This is a genomic window from Chitinophaga sp. OAE865, assembly GCF_040546735.1.
In the GTDB taxonomy this organism is placed as follows: domain Bacteria; phylum Bacteroidota; class Bacteroidia; order Chitinophagales; family Chitinophagaceae; genus Chitinophaga; species Chitinophaga polysaccharea_A.
Genome location: NZ_JBEPOF010000001.1, coordinates 7656538 through 7681967 on the forward strand (window position 1 = coordinate 7656538; position 25430 = coordinate 7681967).

A 25430-nucleotide genomic window follows, 5' to 3' on the forward strand; every position below is an offset into this window, starting at 1 on the left:
GATACATCAATCTACATCCCACCACAGGCGGGTAGCAGCATTGTCCGGGCCGCCCAGTAACTGTATACCTTTCTTCAGCTCTTCCCCGTTATTCACTGCTTCAGAAGAAGGATAAGGTAACCGTTTGATAAAAGTGCCTGCCGGTAAATCAGGATTATCTGATTTTACCACCGGGTACATCACCGGGTAACCGCTGCGGCGGTATTCGGCCCATGCTTCCAGTCCGTCGGGGTAAATAGCCAGCCATTTCTGTGTGCCTACCTGCTGGCGCTGTATATTCAACGCTGTACCAAATTTAACCGGTATATTGGCTACAGCGGCAGAATTTTCCGCATCGCCCGGGGCTACCGGTACCGAGGTGGAATTTGTATAAGCGCTGACAACAGCAGCATCTTTCACCCCCCAGTTTTCCATGCTTACCGCAATACCTTTTTCGTACAGGTCTTTCGCAGCCCCACCCATATTCCAGCCATTTAAAGCACCTTCTGCGCGAAGGAAATAAGCCTCGGCAGCCATCATTACATGCTTGGGCGCTTCCAGTGCCGGCAGCCAGGAGAGGTTCAGCGGGTTATAGGTGGCCCAATAAGTGCCCGCATTGGAAGTTTGCGGCGCCTGGTTCAGCGGGTTATTCAGCGATACCGTCGGCGAGCCGTTGCGCACACCCCTGAAACTACCTCCATTTACTGAAGGCTGGTAAAAAACATCCATCCTGGGGTCGTTGTAGCCTTTCATATAAGACGCCATAGTGGCGCTCATGCTGAATTCATTATAGGATGCCACTCTTGCCAGCCCGTTGCCATCGCCACCGTTCAGTGATTTCTTCATCATGGCGGTATGGGCAGCTTCCGTCATTACGCCGGCAGTTACTGCGGCTTCCGCCTCCTGCCTGGCACGCTCCGGTTGTACCTTTGAAATCCGCAGTGCGAGCCGCAAACGCAGCGTATTGGCAAAGCGGATCCATTGCTGTACATCCCCTGCATATATCAGGTCGTTGGCTCCGAAAATATTGGTGGCGCTACCGGCTTTAAGATTTTTTACTGCGTGATCAAGTCTTTTGAAGAAGTCGTCATAAATTTTATCCTGGGCATCGTAAGGGATCACATCCTGGGCTTTCCCGGCATCAAAATAAGCTACCGGACCGAAATAATCCGTCAGGTGATGAAAGGCATACACCCACATGATCTCCGCCAAGGCATACTCGCCGGAAGTTTCTTCTGTGTTCTCAAAAATGGTTCGCAGCTGCGGCACCGTTTGCACATAGGCAATGATGCCCGGCCGCGGCAACCAGCCATCGTTGATCACATAACGGTCTGTTTGAAAACTGTTGGTGTTCAGTGCAAAATACTGTGCATATAAATCCGCATACAGGTTCTGTACAGTCTGATAATATCCCTGGTTAACACCGGCCGATGATTCTGCCTTCGCAAACATAAAAGGCAACTCACTTTTGCCAACACCCGTTAACCCGCTGGGGTCCACGTTCATGGAATCGAAGTTCTTTGTACAGCTGCCCATCATTATCGTCAGCGCAAGTGGAAGTATATATCTTAATTGCTTGTTCATGGCTGTATTTTTTTGTTAACTAAAAGGATACATTCAGGTTCAGGCCAAAGCTGCGCACTGCCGGCGGTAAACCAGCCTCAATGCCCTGGTAGTTACTGGTACCCAGCGCTGATTCCGGATCAATTGGTAATTTACGTTTACCCATGCCCGGTATATCGAGCACCGACTTGCCCCGGTACAGGAAAAACAGGTTACGTGCAGTCAATGAAAGCCGTGCACGTTTTATCAGCTTCTGGTCGAAATCAAAATCATATCCAAACGACAGTTCCCTTAAACGGAAATTGGTGGCGCTGAAAGCAAAGAATTGTCCCCATGCATCGCGGCCACCCTGTGATACTTTTGTCCAGAAATCTTCTGCATCAATCGCTTTTGTATTAACGCTGCCATCTGCCAGCACGCCTGGCAATACCAGTCCGCCGTCCCTGTACCTTGTAGTATAGTCGGCCACCCCGTAGGAGGCCAGCAGCGCATCTGTACCGGATATAACGATACCGCCTACACGACCGTCAATGAGAAACGACATGCTGAACTTTTTATACTGCAGCTGGTTGTTCCAGCCCAATGTGAAGTCGGGATTAAAATTGCCGAGATACTGATTCTGTGCTACTACCGGTAAACCGTCTGTACCTACCAGGTACTGTCCTGTTTTCGGATCCTTTTGCCACGCATAACCATACATATCTCCATACTTACCCCCAACCTTTGCCTGCAGGGTGGCGAAGTTGGTAGCGGGAGAAAGATTGATCTGATCTACCCCTTCGGCCAGGTATAATACTTTGTTACTGTTGGTGGCAAAATTCACACTGCTGTTCCAGGTGAAATCCTTACGCTGAACAGGTGTGCCGCTCAACATAATTTCAAGGCCCTTATTCTCAATGTTGCCGGCATTGATATATTGATCATCAAAACCGCTGGCCTGTGGCAATCCAACATTCAGCAGCTGGTTAATGGTATTGTTCTTATATACGGTAGCATCCAGTCCAAGCCTTCCGTCAAAGAATTTCCATTCCAGTCCTGCTTCCCACGACTTTGTTTGTTCCGGCTTCAGGTTATAAATAGATTTGGTATTATCTCTCGATACAAAGCCTCCGCCTGCGCCAACACTGTAGTAATATGCCTGCAGTAACATATACGGATCCGCATCATTACCTACCTGCGTATATGCAGCGCGCACCTTACCAAATGTAATCCAGGAAGGCATCTTCCACATATCAGATATTACGGCGGACAATCCTACAGAAGGATAAAAATAGCTGTATGGCCTCGGCAGGGTAGACGACCAGTCGTTCCGCGCACTTACATCCAGGTACAGGTATTGCCTGAAATCCAGTTGTGCGCTGCCATATACAGACTGGATCTCTTTCTGCACCGTAGTGTTGGTGGTGGCCGGAGCGGTGGCAAACATGAGATTAAAATGATTCGGGATACTCAGCCCGTTGGCCAGTACCTGCGAATTGTATCCTTTGCTGGTAAGTATGCTTCCTCCCAGGTTATAGCTTACATGGAAATCGCCGGATAACCTGTTACTGCCGGTTAGCAGCAGGTCTATATTCCGTTCCCAGTGATTCACATATGCTTCCAGGTAACGGCCGCCGGGCTGCACCGGGAAAGCTACAGTACCATTGTAATAGGAAGCGGTGATCTTATCGTCGTAACGGTCGAGGCTATACCGGCCCTGTAAACTAAGCCAGTCGGTAAGCCGGTATTTGGCTGATCCCAGCAGCATGATACGGTTGCGCGATTCATCCACCATGTTGCGGTACACGTCCCAGTAAGGGTTCTGGAAGGTAGTGGAGTTGGTCCAGTAAATAGGATAAGGTTGCCCCGTAGCATCCATTCCTTCAAAATGCTTCAGCGAATCCTTACTAAGGTCACGCGGCATCAGGTAGGCTTCATTGGCCACGCCCTGGTCGCCCAGGCGGGGCTTGTTTTTGATATCCTGGCTGATGTAGGTCAGTTTTACATCTGTTGTCAGGCGGGGTAATATTTCAGCGGCAACGCGGAGGTTCAGCGTATTTCTTTCCATTCTGTTCTTCGGGATAATACCACTGATGGCATTATTGGTGTAAGATGCGTAGCCACGTAGTTTTTCGTTGCCGCCGGAAATATCTATAGAATTATTCACTGTAGTTCCCGTGTTAAAAAAGCTTCTCACGTTATCGGAGTAAGTTTGCGCAGGCGCTCCCCAGCTGGCCGGGGCGCGGTTGCCCGCCTGACCTTTGCTGCCGCTGCCGTAGGTATTCTGGAACTTCATCAGCATATTGGGCTGATCCAGCGATACGCCGCCGTTATAATTTACTGCCAGCTTGCCGCTTTTACCGCTTTTGGTGGTGATGATGATAGCGCCATTGGCCGCACGGCTACCGTATAAAGCTGCGGCTGCGGGGCCTTTCAGTACGTTCACAGACTCTACATCCTGTGGATTTATACTGGCCGCGCCATCGCTGCCGGAGTAGCCACTGCTAACGCTTTTAGGCTGTGTACCAATGGTGTTGGCAGAGCCGCCCCCATTTTTTTCGGTGGACATGGTATTATCTATCGGCACGCCATCTACCACGATCAGCGCATTGTTGTTACCGCTGATAGAGCGGTTCCCCCTCAATACCACCCTTACTGCGCCGCCGGGGCCTGAAGCCGCGGGGGTTACCACAGCGCCGGCTACTTTACCACTGAGGGTATTCATGATATTCCCGCCGGGATCTTTCACCGTGTTGATGGTGGCATTGTCCAGTTGTTGCGTAGCATAGCCGAGGGAACGGGTTTTACGCTCTATACCCAATGCAGTTACCACCACTTCATTTAAGCCTGTGGCGCTTTGTTGCAACGCCACATCAATAGTTGTTTGTGCGGATACAGGGATTTCCTTCTTATCATATCCTACATAGGTAAATACCAGCATGGCGCCGGCTGCCGCGGAAATAGCATATTTTCCTTCAGCATCAGTGCTCACCCCGCGGGCAGTGCCCTTTACACCAACGCTTACGCCGGGAAGCGGCGATTTGGAAGCAGCGTCCCGTACAACACCCTTCAGTGATAACTGATCTTGTGCAGATAGCTGCCATGACAAGGCAATTAGCATAATCAGGAAATACAGGTGTGGCTTTTGACTAATACAGCTTCTCATACACTACGAATTTTTAATGGATCCCGGTTGGTAATTGTACACCCAAAATACATCTGATGATTCCTTTCTGCAGAAAATTCACCGAGAACGTTACCGGTGGATTTATTATATTTAAGTATTCCAACCACAGACCTGTAAGAAGAATGCGCCGACACTATGCTACCATAAAAGACATCGCTCATGCATTAAATATCTCTGTATCTACCGTTTCAAGGGCGTTACGGGATACGTATGACGTAAGTGCAGACACCCGTAAACTGGTGCTGGATATGGCTGCGAAGCTGAACTACAAACCCAACTTCAACGCCACCGGCCTGGTAAAGAACAGTACGCACAACCTGGCGGTGATACTGCCGGGAATCACCAATTACTATTTCTCCACCGTGTTTACCGGTATCCAGGAAATAGCCTACAGCCATAATTATAATATCATTTTATATGTGACAAATGATGATGCCGGCCGGGAATTAAATATTATCCGCAATCTTTCCTTCAGCAGCCTGGATGGCCTGCTGGTATCCGTTTCCTCGCAGGCAGGCTCCTGCGATCACTTCCAGGAGATCATTGATGATGGTATTCCTGTTGTATTCTTCGACCGTGTGGCAGCGGATATCCGCACCTCCAAGGTGATGCAGGACGATTATAACGGCGCCTTTGAAGCCACCACGCATCTCATTGCCAATGGGTATAAAAAAATCGCGCATATTGCCGGCCCGGAGGGACTTACGTTCACCGACAGCCGTCTCAATGGCTATCTTGATGCGTTGCGCAGGAACGGAATGCCCATCCGCAAAAAATGGATCATCCATTCAGGGTTTACTCAGGAATGCGGCGAAAATGACATGGAAAAATTATGGAAGCTGAACGATAAACCGGACGCAGTATTTGCAGTAAACGACCGTAAAGCGGTAGGCGCCATTGTTACGCTGAAGAAAAAAAACATTGCAGTAGGGAAAGATGTGGGCGTGATCGGTTTTACGAATGATCCTATGTCTGCGATCATCTCCCCCTCCTTATCTACTATTGCAGAACCAGCCTTTGAGATAGGAAAGAAAAGCTGCCAGCTGCTGCTGAATCATATTAAGAAGAAAAATTTTATACCGGAAGAAATTATCCTGCCCGGGAAATTGATTGTCCGGGAAAGCAGTATACGTTAATAAGCGTATACCCCTTCCCGTTATTTTTTTGAAGATGATCAGCTTATTATTTCTTTTCGGGCATTTCTGCTTCATTACGCAGTTTCACGGGTTTCTCCGAGCGGGATTTTACCTTCAGGTTCAGCACCTCGATGAATACTGAAAAAGCCATCGCGAAATAAATATAGCCTTTCGGGATATGCTGATCGAAACTTTCGGCTATCAGTGAAACGCCTATCAGCAGCAGGAACGACAGCGCCAGCATCTTCACGGTGGGATGGTTATTTACAAAACGGCTGATAGATTCAGAGGCCAGCAGCATTACTCCCACTGCCAGTACAACAGCGATGATCATGATCTCCACATGATCTGCCATTCCTACGGCCGTGATCACGGAGTCCAGTGAAAATACAATATCCAGCAGGAGGATCTGTACAATTACCTGGCTGAACTTCATAGGTTTGGCGTTTGCTGCGGCATGTTCACCTCCCTCCAGCTTTTCATGGATCTCTGCGGTACTTTTATAGATGAGGAACAACCCTCCTACCAACAGGATCAGGTCCCGGCCTGAAATAGCCAGTTTTTCCAGCCATGCCGCATTTTGAACACCTACCCATTCCCCTATATTAAAAAGCGGTTTTGTCAGCGACATGATCCAGCTGATAGACAGCAGCAATAAAATACGTACAAACATCGCCAGCCCGAGCCCAAGACGGCGGGCTTTTTTTTTGCTTATTTTCCGGCAGTTTTCCTGCCAGGATAGAAATAAACACAATGTTGTCGATCCCCAGCACAATTTCCAGGGTAGTTAGCGTTAACAGGCTTATGAGCGAGTCAACGGTAAGCAGATGTTCCATAATTGACAGTTCTATAGGTTATATATGTGCAAACCCGAATATACCTCCTTTTTTGATAGTGATGAAATCTGCTAAACACCTGCTAAAAACATTTATCGTAAATTACATTCAATACAATGATTAGCATCTCTCCCCCACCTGCTTCTTTTCTGTATCAAACACCGTTTTCTGATTAAAATAATAATATGAAAAAAGATGAATGGCATATAGTGCGCTTTGCTTCGCGCGGTAACAACAGCTTTATTGAGTCTGCCAAAGCCGCAGTACAGGATTACTTTTCCGCTAACAACATCTCTGTGTATGCCAACAGGGAAATGTGGATCAAAACAATCGTGATGCTTGCTTTATATTTTGTACCCTATGTTTTAATGGTAACAGGCCTGGGCGCCGGAAATATCTGGCTTTACCTTGGCCTGTGGCTGCTATCGGGCCTGGGAGTTACCGGCATTGGCGCGTCTATCATGCACGACGCCAATCATGGTTCCTTCTCTCCCAAAAAGAGCATTAACAACATCATGGGCCATATCCTGGAGATCATCGGGGGATATGCACCCACCTGGAAAATACAGCATAATGTGCTTCATCATACCTATACCAATGTATCAGGTTTGGATGAAGATATTGACTCAATAAAATTCCTTCGCTTTTCACCCAACCAGCCGCGGCATTGGTATCACCGCTACCAGCATATGTATGCATGGGGTTTTTACATGCTGATGACGCTCTTCTGGATGACCGCAAAAGATTACCTGCAGGTATTGCGCTATAAAAGCCGTGGCCTGCTCTCCAAACAAAAAGTAACGTTAAAACAGGCGATGTTCCGGATCTCCCTGTTCAAGGTGTTCTATTACGGGTACATCCTTGTGTTACCTTTAATATTCTCCGGAATGCCCTGGTACTGGGTGCTTGCGGGATTCTTCCTCATGCACTTTACCGCCGGTTTGCTACTGGCCTGCATTTTCCAGCCAGCGCATGTAATGAGCTCTTCCGCATACGCGATTCCCGATGCGGATCAGAAAATGAAAGACAGCTGGGCCATACATGAAATGGAAAATACAACCAATTATGCGCCACGCAGCCGTGTATTGTCGTGGTTCATCGGTGGGTTAAACTACCAGATCGAGCATCACCTGTTTTCCGGCATCTGTCATGTACACTATCGGAAACTGGCGCCTATTGTGCAGCAACAGGCTACCGCGTTCAACGTGCCCTACCAGGTACAACCCACTTTTATACACGCCCTGTGGGAACATGCCCGCATGCTCAAAAAGCTGGGCCGTCATTAACAAAGAGGGGTGTTCCTGAACGGAACACCCCTCTTTGTTTAACATTGCCGGTAACCGTTATATAACACCCTGCACCTGTTCGCGGTATGCGGAAGGGCTCATATCGTGGTATCTCCTGAAAAATTTATTCAAATGACTCTGGTCATTAAATCCCAGCTCATGGCTGATTTCCTTTAAAGAAAAAACACTGTATTGCAACCTGTTTTCCAACAGCTGCAATTTGTAATGGTTCACATAATCCCGCAACGTGCTACCTGTTTGCTCTTTAAAAAACGCGCCCAGGTAATGTTTGGAAAACCCGAAAAGCTCCGCCAGCTGTTCTACCTGTATATCGCCGGCCTGGTGAATATGCTCATGGATATAGTTCAGGATATGCGTTACCCTTACGTTGTTCTTAGGGCCGGCCCCCGGCAGCTCATGCTCAGTTACCTGCCTGATCATGGTAAACAACGCCTGCAGCAAAAAGAAAACAGTGTCGCTGCTTTCCTTCCACTCCGCCGCCACCAGCCGGATCAGCGGCTCCATACGGTGAATATTTTCCGTGATCATCCTTTTCTGCCTGGCCTGCAGCAGCAACTGATCCAGCTCCTGGTTCCAGCTTTGCTGCAACCGCATATTACCACTGCCATGCAGGTATACATTGATGAATTTGATAAAGGTAAATGTAGTAGGCGCCGTGATTTCAAAATGATGCGCATCGCAGGGCGCCAGCAAAAATAAACAGGGACCGGTATACGGAATATTCATCCCCGAAATACAATGCATGCCACTGCCTTTGTGGATAAAGATCAGCTCAAAATGATTATGGTTATGCACCGGGTGCTCCCACTCACCGGCAGTGAAGTGCGACACTTTCAGGTATTCGTGTTGTATGTATCTCTTCATTCTTTAAAATATACCAATGAACCCCGCAGATATACAAATAATGTCAGACAACGGAGGCTGATCTTTGTACTGTTAAAAATACAACACAGTGATGGAACAGCATAATAATAAGAAAGTAGCCCTGGTAGCAGGCGCACAGGGCGTAATAGGACGTAACCTCATTGACCACCTTCTTACGCAGAACAACTGGGAGATCATCGGGCTATCCAGGAGAGGCGGTACAAACAGCGCAAAGGTAAAACACATTGCAGTAGACCTGCTGAACCGGAAAAACAGTGAACAGCAGCTTGGCGGGCTTACTACGGTAACGCATATATTTTATGCCGCCTACCAGGACCGCGGCAGCTGGGCAGAGCTGGTGGCCCCTAATATGACTATGCTCCGCAATGTGGTGGAAGTAGTGGCTCCCGTTGCTGCCGGCCTGCAGCACATCAGTCTTATGCAAGGCTACAAGGTATACGGCGCCCATCTCGGCCCTTTTAAAACACCTGCACGCGAAACGGATGCCGGCCGTTTTATGCCCCCGGAGTTCAATATGGAACAACAGCGTTTCCTGGAAACGTTTCAACAGGGCAAGCCCTGGTCCTGGTCTGCCATCCGGCCATCGGTAGTAGGCGGCTTTGCATTGGGCAACCCTATGAACCTTGCCATGGTAATTGCCGTGTATGCCGCTGTTTCAAAAGAGCTGGGCCTGCCGCTCCGCTTTCCCGGGAAACCCGGCGCTTACGATAAGCTCATGGAAATGACGGATGCCGGACTGCTGGCCAAAGCAACGGTATGGGCGGCGGAAAGCCCTGCCGGCGCCAATGAGGCCTTTAATATCAACAACGGCGACCTCTTCCGCTGGTCGGATCTCTTGCCACGTATAGCCAGCTACTTCGGCATGGAAACAGCTGCGCCCCTGCCCGTGCAGCTGGACATTGTAATGGCAGATAAAGAACCGCTGTGGAACAGTATGATGGAAAAATACGGGCTGCAATACAGCTATGCGGAGGTATCGTCGTGGAAGTTCGGCGACTTTGTTTTTTCGTGGGACTATGATTTCTTTGCCGATGGCAGTAAAGCCCGCCGTGCCGGCTTCGGGGAATTTGTGGATACAGAAAAAATGTTCCTGGAAATCTTTGAAAATTTTAAGAAGATGAAAGTAATACCCTGATCATGCTTTCTCCAACGTAAAGTTCACGGCAGCCGTAAGGCGCTTCATGGCAATAGCCAACTGGTTTTCCACCGTTTTAACCGAGAGGTTCAGGATGGTGGCTACCTCTTTATAACGAAGGTCGTATTGCTTCACAAGGATATATACCATTTTGCATTTGGGAGGAAGCTGCTCAATGGTATATTCCATCTTCCGGATCATTTCCGCAGAAATCATCAGCTGCTCGGGATCGCTTTCAAAGGCGATTTCCAGTTTATCTTCTTCCGCAAAAATTACCTTCCGGGAACTGGCCTGTTTCCTCATATAATCAATTGCTTTATTCTTTGCTACCACAAACAGGTATACCTGCGGATTTTTTATGTCCGTCAGTGATTGCCTTTTTTGCCAGCAATGCATAAAAACATCGTTCGTAATTTCTTCTGCTACCTCTTTGTTACGGGTAAGCGAAAAGGAAAAACGCAACAGTTTGATGAAGAAATGATGATAGAAAGCTTTAAAGGCCGCCTGGTCATTGTTCACCGTGATGTTCCTGAATAATTCATTGATTGTACACTGATCCATCCCTTTTAAGCCACTGATATTGGTTGCAATAATATATAACGCAGATTACGCTAAAGTTAACAAAATAAATTATCCTGCCATTTATTTTTGGCGCCGGTATTTTTCCGGCGCCAGGTGGCAGTACTGCGCTGGTTTCCATAGAAGATTTTTTTTCCCTGGCTTTTGGGGGTTTTCCATTTTCTTTTCGTCCTTCTGGTATAACACGGACAAAAAATAAATGATTGAACGCAACCGGGTAAATATATTGATGGCCAGGAAAATATCCGGGGAGGCCACCACTGAGGAATTGAAAGAGCTGGAAATGCTGTTGATGCAGTTTCCGGAACTGCAATATGCTTTTACCATTGTTGGTGATATCAGTTCCGTGAACAGTGCCGGCGGGTTTTCTCCTGCTGAAGAAGAACGGCTGGCCAGTGAAGGGATGGATCATATGAACCTGTTCCTGCAGCAGGAACAAGACCTCCCTTCTGCCAAACGGCTGATTCCCTGGCGGATGATCAGCGGCATTGCTGCCGGCGTTGCCATCCTCATCACTGCCTACACCCTGTGGCCGGCCATGCCGCGCAGGCAGTCTTTCCGCAATGAAGTAGTTACCAAAACCGGCTCCAAAACAAGCGTGGTACTGCCGGATGGCACCAGCGTAATACTGAACGCATGCAGCCGCCTGCAATACGACGCCACCCGCTTTCTGAATGGAGAACGCGAGGTAGGCCTTACCGGCGAAGCCTATTTCGATGTAAAACATGACCCTGCGCACCCGTTCATCATCCGGTCCGGCAAGGTAAATATCCGCGTATTAGGCACTGTATTTAACGTAAAAGCCTATACAGAGGATGCTACCGTGGAAACAACATTGCTCAGCGGGAAAGTGGAAGTGGATTTCCCGGATAACAATAATACCGGGGGAAGGAAAACCGTACAGCTGCAACCTGAACAAAAATTAATCATCGGCACAAAAGAAAATATACAAATACCTGTAAACAGAAAAACCAACTTCAGCATCACGCCGGTAAGAACAATGACCGTTACCGGTAACGACACAACAACGGAAAAACCGGCCACCGCCTGGGTAAACGACCGCTTCGACTTTGACAATGTAACATTTGAAGAATTGTCGCACGACCTGGAACGCTGGTTCAACGTAACCCTGCGTTTTAAAAATGATAAATACAAACAGGAAGTATTCACAGGCGCATTCCGGAAACAAAGTATTGAAGATGTATTGCAGGCATTACAACTGATGTCGGGCTTTCATTATGAAGTGAACACGAAAGAAAATGTCATTTACATATGGTAGAACATAACATCCAAATGTCATCTGTGGCTTGCTAATCCACTAATTTTTTATGGAAGACGGCAAATAAAAAAAGGGAAATGCAGCAACATTCCCCTTTCTGAAATGCCGGCTAAACAATGTAAACCGATTTCCTTACGATCTGGTAACGGCTGATTATTTAACCTAACGAAACAAATTTATGAAAAAAAGCTATTGGTGGCCTTCCAATATTCCCCAGCGGAATATGAGGAAACTATTATTGCGTATGAAACTAACCTCCGTATTGCTTTGCGCCGGGTTCCTGCAACTAAGTGCGCATGGGTTTTCTCAGGAACGGATCAGTGTTAATTATCACAATATTAACATTGGTAAGCTGCTGAATGTCATAGGACAGAAGAGTGATTACACTTTCCTGTACAAAAATGCCAGCATCCCCGACAAGAAGATCTCCATTTCTATGAAAGATGCCCCTGTAGCAGAGGTGCTTGACAAAGCGCTGGCCGGCACCTCGCTGGGGTATAAGATCATGAAGGATAACCTGGTAGTGATCCTGGAGGCAGGCGAAACGGTACAGGATGTTCACATAAAAGGACGGGTAACCGATGAAGCAGGTAACCCGCTGATAGGCGTTACCGTACTGGTGAAAGGTACCACTCAGGGCGCCAAAACGGACAACGACGGCCGCTTCAGCCTGACCGTACCCGAAACTGCCACCATCGAATTTTCCTATGTAGGCTATGAAGCCCAGCAGATGAAGGCACGCGAGGGCGCTGTTTTTAATATCGCCCTGAAAGCCAATTCCAGTGGCCTCAATGAAGTGGTGGTAGTGGGTTATGGCAAACAGAAAAGGGCTAACCTGAGCGGCGCTGTAGATGCCATCTCGGGCAAGGAACTGGAAAGCCGGCCCATTGCCAACGTCGGCAACGGCCTGCAGGGATTATTACCTAACCTGAACATCACCAACAACAACGGCCGCGTATCTTCCGCGCCCAAATTCAACCTGCGTGGTATGACCTCCATCAACGGAGGCGACCCCTTCATCCTGGTCGATAACATCCCTTTTACCAATGAGGAAGTATCCCGCCTCAACCCCGCCGATGTAGAAAGCGTAACCACCCTGAAAGACGCCGCTGCCGCCGCTATTTACGGTGCGCGCGCCGCCTTCGGCGTAGTGCTCATCACTACCAAATCAGGTAAAGACAGCCGCCTGCAGATGAATGCCAACGCCAATTACGCCGTGCGCACATTAGGCCTGGTACCAAAAATCATTACAGACCCGCTCACCACCATGCAATACAAGCATGATGCCGCCACCCCGCTGTATGATCTGTACCCCGCCGCCGACAGGGCCTACGCGGAAAAACTGGCCCAGGACCCCTCTTTACCAAGAGTGATCGTAAGCCCCACCGATAAAACAAAATATGCCTACTACGGGTCTACCGACTGGCTCCATGAAGTATACCAGAAAACAGCGCCCGCCTATAATGCCAATTTCAGCATCTCGCGCGGCGATGAAAAACTGAACTACTACTTCTCCGGGGATTATTACAAACAGGATGGTATGCTCCGCTATAACCCGGACCAGTACACCCGCTATAACATGCGCGCAAAGGCCACGTATACTATCAACGACCGTGTGAAAATTGGCAGTAATACCATGTACACCAATACCACCTATTCACAGCCGGCCAGTACAACTGATTATTTATTTTTCCATAACGCCAACCGCACGCCTTCCTTGTCAGTACCCCGTAACCCGGACGGCACCTGGACTTCAGACGGTGCAGCATTGCTCGGTAACCTGCAAAGCGGTGGCCGCTCAGCAGATACCTGGAGCGAATTCATGACCACTCTCAACGCAGAAGTAAACCTTGTTAAAGACGTATGGACTATAAAAGGCGATGCTACCTTCCGCCGCGGAAATGACGTAGGTAACGCCTATACGGTACCCGTTCCCTACAGCACCGGGCCTGATCAGCCTACCCAGTATACCAACGGCAACCAGTCGTCTGCCACCAACAATACCTATGAAGTGAAGTACAATGTGTATAACGTTTATACCGACTTCCACAAAACATTCAATAAAAAACATGCAATAGGTGCACTCGCCGGCTTTAACCAGGAATATCATTACACCAATATGTTCAATGTAAGCAGGCAGGGGCTCATCAGCACACAATACCCCACTCCGCAGCTGGCTACCGGGAATATCACGGAAAAGCAAACCATTGAGGACTGGGCTGTAAGAGGTATCTTCTATCGCCTGAACTATACCTTCGACGATAAATACATCGTGGAAGTAAACGGCCGTAACGACGGCTCATCGCGCTTCCGTGCAGATAACCGCTGGGGCTTCTTCCCCTCTGCCTCTGCAGCCTGGGTGATCTCCAAAGAAAAATTCTTCAGTGCCATTAAAGGCATCGACCTGTTGAAACTCCGCGGCTCCTACGGCTCCCTGGGCGATCAGCAATGGAAAGCATATGGCTACATGCCCCTCATGACTGCCGGTAACATCAGCTCCGTGCTGAACGGGCAGCTGCCTATCGGCGTATTTGCACCTACACCGGTTACCGCTACCTACACCTGGCAGTCGGTGAAAACCGTGAACGGCGGTATCGATTTCAGCATGCTGAAAGAAAGACTGTTCTTCAGCTACGACCGCTACACCCGGTACACCAATGGCATGTTCGCCAAAAGCCGGGAACTGCCCAACGTATATGGCGCTCCTTCACCCAGGACCAATTCTGCCGACCTGAAAACACGCGGGTGGGAAATGACCCTCTACTGGCGCGATCAGTTTAAGATCGGCAACAACGATTTCGGATACGGCGTGAAATTACTGGTGGCCGACAGCCGCTCCTTTATTACCCATTACACCAATCCTACCGGTACCCTCGCCAACTACGACGCAGGTTCACTGGAAAACCGCAACTATTACAACGGGCAGGAAATAGGAGACATCTGGGGCCTTGTTACAGAAGGATTTTTCCAGAATGAAGATGAACTGAAGTCACATGCCAATCAGTCTAAAGTAGGCTCCGACGACCAGCAGTACCAGTTCTACGTGGGTGATCTGAAATTCAGGGATCTTAACGGTGATGGTTCCGTGGATTATGGAGATAATACCATCAGCAATCCCGGCGACAGGAAGATCATCGGTAATAATATGCCGCGCTTCCCTTACAGCATCGACCTCACCGCCTCCTACAAAGGATTTGATTTTCGCGCACTGATCCAGGGCATAGGGAAAAGAGACTGGTACCCTAATCCCGGCAATCACTACTTCTGGGGCGTATATGCGCAACCGTGGACAAATGTACAGGTACATAACCTCGACCGGTGGACGCCGGAAACACCCAACGGCTATTTCCCCCGCCTGAAATCATACATCGCGGAAGATGCCAGCGAATTGGGCGCGCCACAAACAAGATACCTGCAGAATGCAGCGTATACCCGCCTGAAAAACGTTTCCATCGGGTATACCATTCCCAGATCTGTTACAGAGAAGTATAAGATAAACCGCTTCCGCGTTTACTTCAGCGCAGAGAACATTTTTACCATCTCCCACCTGAAAGCGAATATCGATCCGGAAGGACTGGACGGTTCTGTATATCCTTACCAGAAAACATACTCGTTCGGCTTAAACCTGAACTTTTAATTTATTCAAACTACGGAACATGAAAAAGAAAAGGCTTTATTTATCACTCATCATACTGGGCTGTGCAGCAGCATCCTGTAACAAGGACTTTCTGCAACGCGACCCGCAAACGGAAATATCCCCCGACGCTTACTTCAATTCACCACAGGATCTGAACACTTACATCAACGGCCTGTACGATGATAACCTGTCTGCCCCCTACGATGATAACAATTCCGACAACGTTTCAGGCAACACCGGCAGCGAAATGGATAAACTGGTGCACAATACCCTGGACCCTACTACCGTTGGAGGATGGGACGACTGGAGTGTGCTGCGCAATATTAACTTCCTGCTCGATAACGCCGGTAAAGCAAAAGGCGACGCTGCCGATATTAATCACTACATCGGCATTGCCCGTTATTTCCGTGCAAGATTTTATTTTGAAAAGATAGCTGCTTACTCCGATGTACCCTGGTATGGCCATGCGCTGACGGACGTAGATCCTGATCTTTACAAAAGCCGCGACCCCCGTGCTGCAGTAGCCGATTCTGTGCTTGCCGACCTGCAGTTTGCCGTAGATAATATTAAGGTAGATGATAAAGACAATGGCACCCGCGTAAATAAATACGCCGCCCTTGTCCTTATGTCCCGCTTCTGCCTCTTCGAAGGAACATTCAGAAAATACCATGATGAAATAAAGCTTGCCGGCACCGCAGACGCCTTACTTCAGAAAGCCGTATCAGCTGCACAGGAAGTAATAAACAGCGGACGCTATGTTATTTACAATACCGGGAAAGGCGGGGAAGATTACCGCGCTTTGTTTTGCAGCCTTTCATTAAATGGCAATAAGGAAATCATCCAGTGGAGAGATTACCCGCAAAGCCTTGGCAAAGGGAACAACTCCCATACCGTGCTCGGCTGGACCTGGTCGCTCAGCCAGAGCCTTGTATACAGCTACCTGATGAAAGATGGTACACCGTTTACTTCACAACCAGGTTATGATAAAATTGGCTTTACGGCTACTTTTAAAAACCGCGATCCACGTTTAGCCGAAACCGTAGCTTATCCCGGTTTCTCCACCACCCAGGATAATAATCTCTACATCGCGAAGCCTAACCTCGGCGCCTACGACCAGCTGAAGTTTTATCCCCGTGATCCGAAACAACGCCAGGGATGGGGCCTTAACTACACTGCCCTGCCTGTATACCGTTATGCGGAAGTGCTGCTGAACTTCGCGGAAGCCAAAGCCGAACTCGGCACCCTTACACAGGGCGATCTCGACGTCTCCGTTAACCTGCTCCGCCGCAGGGTACAGATGCCGGATCTTAACCTGGCTAACGCCAACGCAAATCCCGACCCGGTGCTGAATGCAGCCTACACGGTAAGTGGCGCCAATAAAGGCGTGCTGCTGGAAATACGCCGCGAAAGAAGAGTGGAACTGGCCTGCGAAGGGTTACGTCTTAAAGATATCAATCGCTGGAGAGCAGGCGCCCGTTTACAGGACGCCCCACAGGGCATGTATGTTCCCGCGCTCGGTGGTATTGATATGACGGGAGATAATATTGCCGATATCGCGATACTTCCCAATCTTACTGATACTTCTTCCATTGCCGGGTTACCTGCCGATGTAAGAGCAAAGTTGGCGCGTTTCTACCTCATCGATAAAACCGGGGAGAATAATTTCTACCTCGAAAACGGCAGCAGCGGCCATATTAAATTTACTGCCGACCGCGCAGGCCGTACCTTTAAAGATCCGCAATATTACTATCGGCCTATTCCCAAACAACAAACAGTATTGAACGATAAACTGCACCAGATATTCGGCTGGTAAACCGTGTATAGTGATGAACAGGATTACCATGACCCTGTTTTGCAGCGCATCCTGCAAAACAGGAATCATGGTAATCTCATTTATACCATAATCATGCTTATCAAACAGATCCATTCATGAAAAAATTATACTTAACCCTTTTTGTTGCCTGCAGCCTGCAAACAGGTGTGGCACAGGGTTTCAGAGGACGGGTATTTACAGATACCAATGCCGACGGGCAGCTGAATAACCAGGAAAAAGGGCTTGCAGGCGTACCTGTATCCGACGGTCTGCATGTGACCATCACCGATGCCAATGGCAATTACCAGCTCCCCGGTCATACCAGGACTAGATTTATATTTATGACCACACCGGCAGGATACCGGTATACCAGCTCCTTTTATATTCGCGCCGACAGCTCCCTGCCGGCCTTCAACTTCGGGGTTCAGCCGGTTGCCAGGGCCAATAACGCCGTTGCAAAATTCGTGCGGCTAGCTGATACAGAAACGTACCAGTTCAACAACTGGATCACTGATGCCAGGGAGTATGCCCGCAACGAAAACGCCGACTTCATGATCCATACCGGTGATATCTGTTACGAAAAAGGAATGGCCTTCCATGCCCAATACATCAACACCCGCACCATGGGAGTACCGGTATACTACTGCATAGGTAACCACGACCTGGTAAAAGGCCCTTACGGTGAAGCACTGTACGAATCGCTCTTTGGACCTGTATTCTATTCCTTTGACGCCGGGCCTGCGCACTTCATTGTAACGCCTATGCGTTACGGCGATTACCAGCCCTCCTATACGGTAGACGATGTGGTGAAATGGCTGAAAAATGATCTTGCCAACACTGCTCCCGGCAAGCCCGTGATTGTATTCAATCATGACCTGCTCACCTACGACACCCTCTTTACTATCCGTTCAAAAACCGACAGCATCAACCTGAATGAGCATCACCTCAAAGCCTGGATCTATGGCCACTGGCATATCAACTTTGCCCGTGAACATGGCAGCAGCGGCATCCGCTCCATCTGCGCAGCACCACCACCCGATGGCGGTATCGACAACTCCGCCTCCAACTTCGATGTAATAGGCATAGACAAGAACGGAATTTCGTTTGTACAGCGGCGTTACACCTATGTGCATGATCAGCTGGTACCCGTATCACCCGCTGCTACAGGCGTTGCATTCGATGGAGACAAAATGGTGATCAGCGTAAATGCCTATAATACCTCATCGCCAGTAACTAATGTGCTGTTCAGCTTATTTGATAAAAAGGGAAACCTTGTTAAGCAGCTGCCACTGCAACCGCGCACGGACTGGAACTTGTTTGCCGCCACTGCCATCCCCGCCGCATGGATGAACGGCGTGTATACGGCCACGTTAGAAGCCACTTTAGGCACCGGCAGGGTGCTTTTCCGCAGGGATACATTTACACTGGCAAAAAGTACGCCCGTAAAAATCAGCAAGCCATCTTCCGACTGGCCGGAAGCCTTACAGAACATACAGCGTACCGGCATTACCGGCATCACTACCGCCGGGGCATTGCATTTACACTGGACTGCAAACCTGGGAGGTAATATCTGGAAATCATCTCCCATATGCGCAGCCGGTAAAATATTTACCGGCACCATCGATGATGAGGGCAACCATCATAGCAGCATCACCGCGCTGGATGCGCAAACCGGCAAACAACTATGGCAATTCCCTACCGGCAACTCCATCAAACACAGCATCAGCTATCACAATGGCCTGCTGCTGGCCACCGATGCGGAGGGCGTTACCTACACCCTGGATGCCGCCACCGGGCAGCTGCGATGGAAACATACCGGCGATCACAATAACCTGCCGGCCTATAATTCAGGCGGCGCTGTTTATAACAACATGTACTACACCGGCGCAGGCAATTACCTCCAGGCCCTGGACATTAATACCGGCCAGGTAAAATGGACCAACCACGACTGGACCGGCGGTGAAGGCACACCAGCCGCCATGGCCATTCACGATGGCCGGCTGATTACCTCCTCTAACTGGAATCACCTGTTTGCCCACAACGCCGCCACCGGTAAACTGCAATGGAAACGCGCCGATGAAGGCATCCGCTTCCGCAGCGGTACCCCCGCTTTCTTTGATAACCTGCTGTATGTGTACGGTATCAATAAACTTCATATACTGGACCCCGCTACCGGCAAAACAACAGACAGCATCCCCGTTACAGAAGACCTTAAAACCATGACGGCCCCGCTGGTAACAAACAACTATATTATTACCTGCACTGCCGCAGGCGGAATGATCGCCTTTAACAAAAAAAGCAAAAAAGAACAATGGCGCTTTGTTCCCGGCGAAGCCCTGTTTTACTCAGCGCCCTATTCATCGCCTTCATCCGCCACCATCGAATCCACTCCTTTACTGGTCGGCAACCGCCTTATCACAGGTGCGTCAGACGGGTATGTATATGTGATAGATCTCAACACCGGGAAAATGATCAGCCGCTTCAATACGGGTGCGCCGGTATTTGCCGACATGGCGGTGTATAATGGAATGCTTTACGTGGCAGATTTTTCAGGTAATGTGAATGCTTTCTCACTGTAAACGCTTTCCTCTCATAAAAAAGGATATCTCTTCTAACAGGGATATCCTTTTTTATATAACAAATTCCTATCCTGTGAATATTGCTTCCCTTTTTTAGATTTTTTATTATAGTTTGCAGGAGAAGTGGAACATGAATACGGAAAGCAATTGCCAGTCAACCAAACATATAACGAGAGGACGCTTCTTTTACAAATAGCAGCGGGAGATGAACTTGCCTACAGGCAGGTGTTTAACAGTCACTGGAACCAGATCTACCAGGTAGCCCTCAGCTTCCTCAAAACACCCGGTGAAGCGAAAGAGGCCGTACAAACGGTGTTCATCAAACTATGGGAAAAAAGACATAAACTGCCGGAAGTAAACAATTTTGATGCATGGCTGTTTATCGTTGCCCGTAATACTATTGTCAACATCCTTCACCAGCAGACCTCCTTTGTGGATGTAGCGCAGGTGGGAGATACCGTACCGGAAGATTATCTCACGCCCGACTCCCTGCTGGAATACAAACAAACAGCCTCCCTTATACAGGACGCCATTGCACTGTTGCCACCACAACAGTCGGTTATTTTCCGGTTAAGCCGCGAACAGGGCTTAACACATCCGCAAATTGCACGGGAGCTGAACATTGCGCCGGCCACCGTAAAAAGCCATATGGTACGTGCGCTTAACACTATCCGGGAATATGTCCGGAAACAGGGTGGCAACGCGCTGCTTATCATCTGGCTGCTGGAAAAAATAGGAAAATAAAAAAAACTTTTCCCTCCACTGCACCTATCGCCCTTTTTTATGGTCTTTATAATAAAGACGCTATTAACTGATGTCTTAAATGTAATCGTGTATGCATCCTTCCGGGGAATTCCAGTCATTAATGGATAAATACCTCACCAACTCCATCACAGCAAAGGAGAAGGAACTCCTGTTTGCCATGATCAGGAGCAGGCAGCATATGCCTGTATTGGAAAAAGTAGTGGAAGAGGCATTGGAAACCCCGATGGAAATACCGGAAGACACAGCCCTCCGGGAAGAGATCTTTGCTTATGTGCAGGCGCATAAGCGCCCGGTTAAGCAAATAAGATACTGGCAGCGTTATGCAGCGGCGGCAGCCCTTTTACTGCTCATCGCCACCTGCGCTTATTACTGGCTTCAACCACCCGCCCAATCGCCCCGGCAGGTGGCTACCTATATCAGCACCGCTAAGCCCGGCGCCAATAAAGCCATCCTTATACTGGCCGACGGGTCCAGTATTACGCTTGACAGCACCGGCAACCAGCAATTACAGCAAGGCGCCACTTCTGTGCGCCAGCAAGGCAGCCGGCTGGTATACGATGTACAGGGTAGTCCGCCCGGCGTAAGCTATAATGTATTACGCACCCCCCGTGGAGGACAGTTCCAGGTAACATTACCCGATGGTACCAAAGCCTGGCTCAACGCCGCCTCCTCCATCCGGTACCCTACTGCATTTACAGGTAAGGAAAGAAAAATAGAAATTACGGGAGAAGTATACCTTGAGGTAAGCCCTTTTAATACAGGCACTGCGGAAGCCATGCCATTTGTAGTAGTATCCGCACATCAGCGGGTTACCGTGCTCGGTACGGAATTTAATATCAACGCATACGAGGACGAAGGAACTACCAGTACCACCCTGATTACAGGGAAAGTAAAAGTAGCCGTACAAAACGGCAATGCCGGTATTATACTGGCGCCCGATCAGCAGGCGGTAATAGCCCATAACAGCGCTATTACATCTGTCCCGGTGAAACAGGTAGAAACATCGAAAGTAATTGCATGGAAAAATGGCTATTTTGATTTTGAAGAAGAACGCCTGGCCGTTGTTCTACGCCTCCTGTCGAGATGGTATAACGTGGATTTTGAGGCAGATCCCGCAGTACTTCACCTGAAATTCAGCGCCGTAATAGCCCGCTCCTCGCAGATCAGCGAGGTACTGTCATTATTATCGGCCACCGGGGCTGTGAAGTTCAGGGAAGAAGGAAATAAAATTAAAGTATACTGATTTTTTTATACCGGCTGCCGTTTTTAGAGTAACCATGCGCACCACCACGCATGGGGTAAGATCTGCCATGCACTGCAGGCTGCGCAGATAATACCTCCATTCGATAACGCGATTAAACCAGAATCTACACAAATGAAAATTTGTGGCTTTATCATCAGTTCCTGCACTATGGTGGCAGGACAAAGACCAAACCATTATCAACCATGAAGTCTAAAGCTATTTTTCTGCTGATGACATGTCTGCACATAGCGGCAACAGGCATCTCACAGATCACGATCTCAAAAAACAGCACTACGCTGGCAGAAGTATTTAAAGAGATCCGGAAACAATCGGGGTATGTATTTATTTATAACAACGATATGTTGCCGGAAGAAAAGCGGTTCGACCTGCACGTAAAAAATGCGCCGGTGAAAGAAGTACTGACGCAATGCCTGAAAGGCCTGCCGCTTACCTATACTATCCGCGATGCCAATACAATTGTAATAAGCCCTTACAGGTCGTCGGGCAGCACGGAAGACCAGGTGCAGCCTATTATACTGAAAGGCCGTGTAGCCGATGTAAGCGGGCAGCCATTACCCGGCGCCAGCGTAATTGTGAAAGGAACCCGCCTTGGCGCCTTCACCCAGGCAGATGGGACTTTCCTGCTACGTATTCCGGACGAAAAATCCGTTATCCTCATCACCTTTGTGGGTTTCAAATCGCTGGAACTGAAGCCCTGGAAGGAAGGGATCCGCACTATCCAGCTGGAACGGGCTGCAGTAGACATACAGGATGTAGTGGTGCGCACAGGGATGTTCGACAGGAACAAACTGACCTTTTCCGGTGCAGTAGCCTCTTTCAGCGGAAAAGACCTGCGGCGGGTAGGCAATCTTAACGTAGTGCAAAGCCTGAAAACACTGGACCCTTCCTTCATTGTTACCACCAATAATATCCAGGGCTCCAACCCCAACCAGCTACCCAACATAGAAGTGCGCGGAAAAACAAGCCTTTCATCCAGTACGGTAAGAGATCAGTTTTCCAATGATCCCAACCAACCCCTGTTCATCCTGAATGGAATGGAAACAACCCTGCAGCAGATCGTGGATCTCGACATTAACAGGGTGGCTTCCATTACCCTGCTCAAAGATGCGGCATCCACCGCGCTGTACGGTTCCCGGGCAGCCAACGGGGTAGTGATCGTGGAAACCATACAACCCAAACCCGGTGAGCTGAATGTGTCTTACACCGCTGATCTCCGCTGGGAAATACCCGATCTCCGCGATTATAACATGATGAATGCGGAAGAGAACCTGGAATTCCAACGCCTGGCCGGGTTGTACAGGAAAGACAATGTGAGCTATTCCGGCATCACAAATGATAACCTCTATAACCAGCGACTGGCAGCAGTGCGCAGCGGCGTTAACAGCTACTGGCTCAATGTGCCGCTGAGAAACAGCTTTACCAACGGGCACTCGCTGCGCGTAAGCGGCGGCAGCCAGGAATTTCAATATGGCATAGGCCTCAATTACCGTGGCCTGAACGGCGTGATGAAAGGGTCTGACAGAACTACCTGGGGCGGCACCGTAGACCTGGCCTACCGCAGGAAAAAACTGAATATCACCAACCAGTTGTATGTAAACGGTACCAATTCCGATGAATCGCCTTACGGCACTTTTAATGATTTCGTAAACATCAATCCCTACTACCGGAAAAAAAGAGACGACGGCAGCCTGAATACCGACAGGTACCTGGAAACCTACCTGGTAAACACCAACTCCTTTATTCCGGATACTGTTAAAGTAGGCAACCCGTTATACAACGCCACACTTAATTCAAAGAATAATACCAATACGCTCATACTTCAGAACAACCTTAACTTCATATACGATTTCACCCGCACCTGGCGCTTTTCCGGCGGCCTCCAGGTACAAAAAGGATCTACCAAAGGAACGCTTTTTATTCCCGCAGCCAATACCATGTTCGATACCGTAGACACTTACCGCAAAGGCAGGTATACAGATTCACGGACAGACAACATGAGCTACCAGGCCAACCTGATGCTTACTTACCGGAAAGTATTCAGGGATGTGCATAGTCTTACCGGGAACGCCAGAACGGAAATGCAGGAACAAAGTCAAACCTATTCCGCTTATACGGCCACCGGGTTTCCCGAAGGCGTAAACCCCAATCCCGCTTTTGCTTATGGTTTCCTGCCCGACAGCAAACCGGTGTACCAGAAAACAACCGTAAGAAGGGTAAATGCCCTGGCCAGCGTTAACTACGCCTACGACAACCGCTATTTCGCAGATGCCAATTTCAGGATCGACGGCTCCACCTCTTTTGGCGCCGAAAACAAATACTCCCCTTTCTGGTCGGTGGGCCTGGGCTGGAACATCAGCAGCGAACATTTTCTATCGGACCAGCAATGGCTAACCATGCTGCGTATCAGGGGAAATATAGGTACCACGGGTAACCAGGCGCTTGGCAGCTATGCTTCCACTTCCGTTTACGGGTATGAAAACAACCTGAACATCTATGGCCAGGGACTTTATCTTACCCAGCTTGGAAACCCTCTGCTGGAATGGCAGAAAACACAAAGTACCAGCGTTGGCGTGGATGCCGCCCTGTTCGACAACCGCCTCACTGCTACTTTCAACGCATATGAAAAATTATCGAAGCCACTGATCACCAATGGCTCGCTGCCCGCATCCTCCGGGGTTTCTACTTATGTGCTGAATGTAGGCAACCTGCGGACCCGCGGAGTGGAAGCTATTGTCAGATACTCACCCGTTTACCAGCCCCGTAAAAATATCCTGTGGACGCTCGGTTACACCGGTAGCTTATACAAAAGCCGGTATGAAGGCTTCTCCAACATTCTCAAAAACCTCAATGATGAAGCACAGAAATCCAAATCCCTGCAACGCTATCTCGATGGTTACAGCCCTGATGAGCTCTGGGCAGTAAAATCTCTCGGTATAGATCCCGCTTCCGGAAAAGAAGTTTTCAGGAAAACAAATGGCGAAAAAACACTGGTATACGATCCTGCCGACATTGTACCGCTTGGCAATGGCAGGCCACAGATAGAAGGCGTGATAAGCTCCAATCTCAATTTCAAAGGATTTCTCTTCGGCATTAATTTACGTTACAGCATTGGCGCCTATATTTTCAATTCCGCCCTGTACAATAAAGTAGAGAACATCAGCTTCGACCAGTTGCAGTACAACCAGGATAAAAGAGCATTGGAGCTCCGATGGAAACAACCAGGCGATGAAGCACTGTTCAAAGGTATCAGTCTTACTGATGAAACCCCGATGTCGTCGCGCTTCATCCAGAAAGAAAATTATCTCACCGGCGAATCCATTAACGCAGGTTATGAATTCCGCGCTGTACAATATCTGTGGGTACGGCAACTGAAACTGCAAACCATCCGGGTGAACGCATATATGAACGATATTTTCCGCCTATCGAACATCAGGGCGGAAAGAGGGATCGATTACCCTTTCAGCAATGCAGTTTCTTTTAGTTTAAACATCTTCTTCTAAATACTTT

At 48.9% G+C, this 25430-nt stretch carries 16 protein-coding genes; 10 read left to right on the forward strand and 6 right to left on the reverse strand.

The genetic code is table 11. The annotated features are described in order from the left end of the window. Window positions 1-6: 6 nt before the first annotated feature. Entirely contained in the window at window positions 7-1563 is a 1557-nt protein-coding gene (locus ABIE50_RS30495) for a SusD/RagB family nutrient-binding outer membrane lipoprotein (RefSeq protein ID WP_209862755.1), read from the reverse strand. Between the two features lie 19 nt (window positions 1564-1582). Continuing rightward, window positions 1583-4687: a SusC/RagA family TonB-linked outer membrane protein gene (locus tag ABIE50_RS30500; RefSeq protein WP_209862757.1), complete on the reverse strand. Its 3105-nt coding sequence runs from the start codon at window positions 4685-4687 to the stop codon at window positions 1583-1585. 56 nt (window positions 4688-4743) lie between these two features. Between ABIE50_RS30500 and ABIE50_RS30505 the strand changes: the two genes are divergently transcribed. Continuing rightward, complete coding sequence (locus tag ABIE50_RS30505; protein ID WP_354028248.1) at window positions 4744-5844, forward strand: LacI family DNA-binding transcriptional regulator; 1101 nt, start codon at window positions 4744-4746, stop codon at window positions 5842-5844. A 46-nt stretch (window positions 5845-5890) separates the two neighbouring features. Here the strand turns inward: ABIE50_RS30505 and ABIE50_RS30510 are convergent, their stop codons facing one another. Both ABIE50_RS30510 and ABIE50_RS30515 read right to left on the reverse strand, forming a co-directional pair. Next, on the reverse strand, window positions 5891-6517 hold the full coding sequence (locus ABIE50_RS30510) for a TerC family protein (RefSeq protein ID WP_354028249.1): 627 nt from the start codon (window positions 6515-6517) through the stop codon (window positions 5891-5893). Beyond that, the gene (locus ABIE50_RS30515; RefSeq protein ID WP_354028250.1) at window positions 6450-6680 is read right to left on the reverse strand and encodes a TerC family protein; all 231 of its coding nucleotides are present in this window, start codon (window positions 6678-6680) and stop codon (window positions 6450-6452) included. Before ABIE50_RS30515 ends, ABIE50_RS30510 begins: the two co-directional genes overlap by 68 nt. A gap of 185 nt (window positions 6681-6865) precedes the next feature. On the opposite strand from ABIE50_RS30515, the gene ABIE50_RS30520 reads away from it, so the two are divergent. After that, window positions 6866-7966 (forward strand): fatty acid desaturase family protein, encoded by a 1101-nt coding sequence (locus ABIE50_RS30520; RefSeq protein ID WP_209862761.1) that lies wholly within the window; start codon window positions 6866-6868, stop codon window positions 7964-7966. Window positions 7967-8023: 57 nt separating this feature from the next. Here the strand turns inward: ABIE50_RS30520 and ABIE50_RS30525 are convergent, their stop codons facing one another. Continuing rightward, window positions 8024-8851, reverse strand: a complete 828-nt coding sequence (locus ABIE50_RS30525) for an AraC family transcriptional regulator (RefSeq protein WP_209862762.1) — start codon at window positions 8849-8851, stop codon at window positions 8024-8026. Window positions 8852-8942: 91 nt separating this feature from the next. On the opposite strand from ABIE50_RS30525, the gene ABIE50_RS30530 reads away from it, so the two are divergent. Continuing rightward, entirely contained in the window at window positions 8943-10007 is a 1065-nt protein-coding gene (locus ABIE50_RS30530; RefSeq protein WP_209862764.1) for an SDR family oxidoreductase, read from the forward strand. On the opposite strand, the gene ABIE50_RS30535 is transcribed toward ABIE50_RS30530, so the two are convergent. After that, entirely contained in the window at window positions 10008-10568 is a 561-nt protein-coding gene (locus tag ABIE50_RS30535) for an RNA polymerase sigma-70 factor (RefSeq protein ID WP_209862767.1), read from the reverse strand. It lies immediately after the preceding gene. 217 nt (window positions 10569-10785) lie between these two features. Between ABIE50_RS30535 and ABIE50_RS30540 the strand changes: the two genes are divergently transcribed. The 7 genes from ABIE50_RS30540 to ABIE50_RS30570 all read left to right on the forward strand — a co-directional run bounded on the left by ABIE50_RS30540 (window position 10786) and on the right by ABIE50_RS30570 (window position 25423). Continuing rightward, entirely contained in the window at window positions 10786-11865 is a 1080-nt protein-coding gene (locus ABIE50_RS30540) for a FecR family protein (RefSeq protein ID WP_209862769.1), read from the forward strand. Window positions 11866-12043: 178 nt separating this feature from the next. Next, entirely contained in the window at window positions 12044-15502 is a 3459-nt protein-coding gene (locus ABIE50_RS30545) for a SusC/RagA family TonB-linked outer membrane protein (RefSeq protein WP_209862772.1), read from the forward strand. A gap of 19 nt (window positions 15503-15521) precedes the next feature. Beyond that, entirely contained in the window at window positions 15522-17315 is a 1794-nt protein-coding gene (locus tag ABIE50_RS30550; RefSeq protein WP_209862775.1) for a RagB/SusD family nutrient uptake outer membrane protein, read from the forward strand. A gap of 116 nt (window positions 17316-17431) precedes the next feature. Beyond that, a complete protein-coding gene (locus tag ABIE50_RS30555; RefSeq protein ID WP_209862778.1) occupies window positions 17432-19894 on the forward strand; it encodes an outer membrane protein assembly factor BamB family protein in 2463 nt (820 codons plus the stop codon). A 123-nt stretch (window positions 19895-20017) separates the two neighbouring features. Then, window positions 20018-20638, forward strand: coding sequence for an RNA polymerase sigma factor (locus ABIE50_RS30560; RefSeq protein ID WP_209862782.1), 621 nt, complete (start codon window positions 20018-20020; stop codon window positions 20636-20638). A 91-nt stretch (window positions 20639-20729) separates the two neighbouring features. Further along, window positions 20730-21902, forward strand: coding sequence for a FecR family protein (locus ABIE50_RS30565; RefSeq protein ID WP_209862785.1), 1173 nt, complete (start codon window positions 20730-20732; stop codon window positions 21900-21902). Window positions 21903-22105: 203 nt separating this feature from the next. Then, entirely contained in the window at window positions 22106-25423 is a 3318-nt protein-coding gene (locus ABIE50_RS30570; RefSeq protein WP_209862788.1) for a SusC/RagA family TonB-linked outer membrane protein, read from the forward strand. The last annotated feature ends 7 nt before the right edge of the window (window positions 25424-25430 follow it).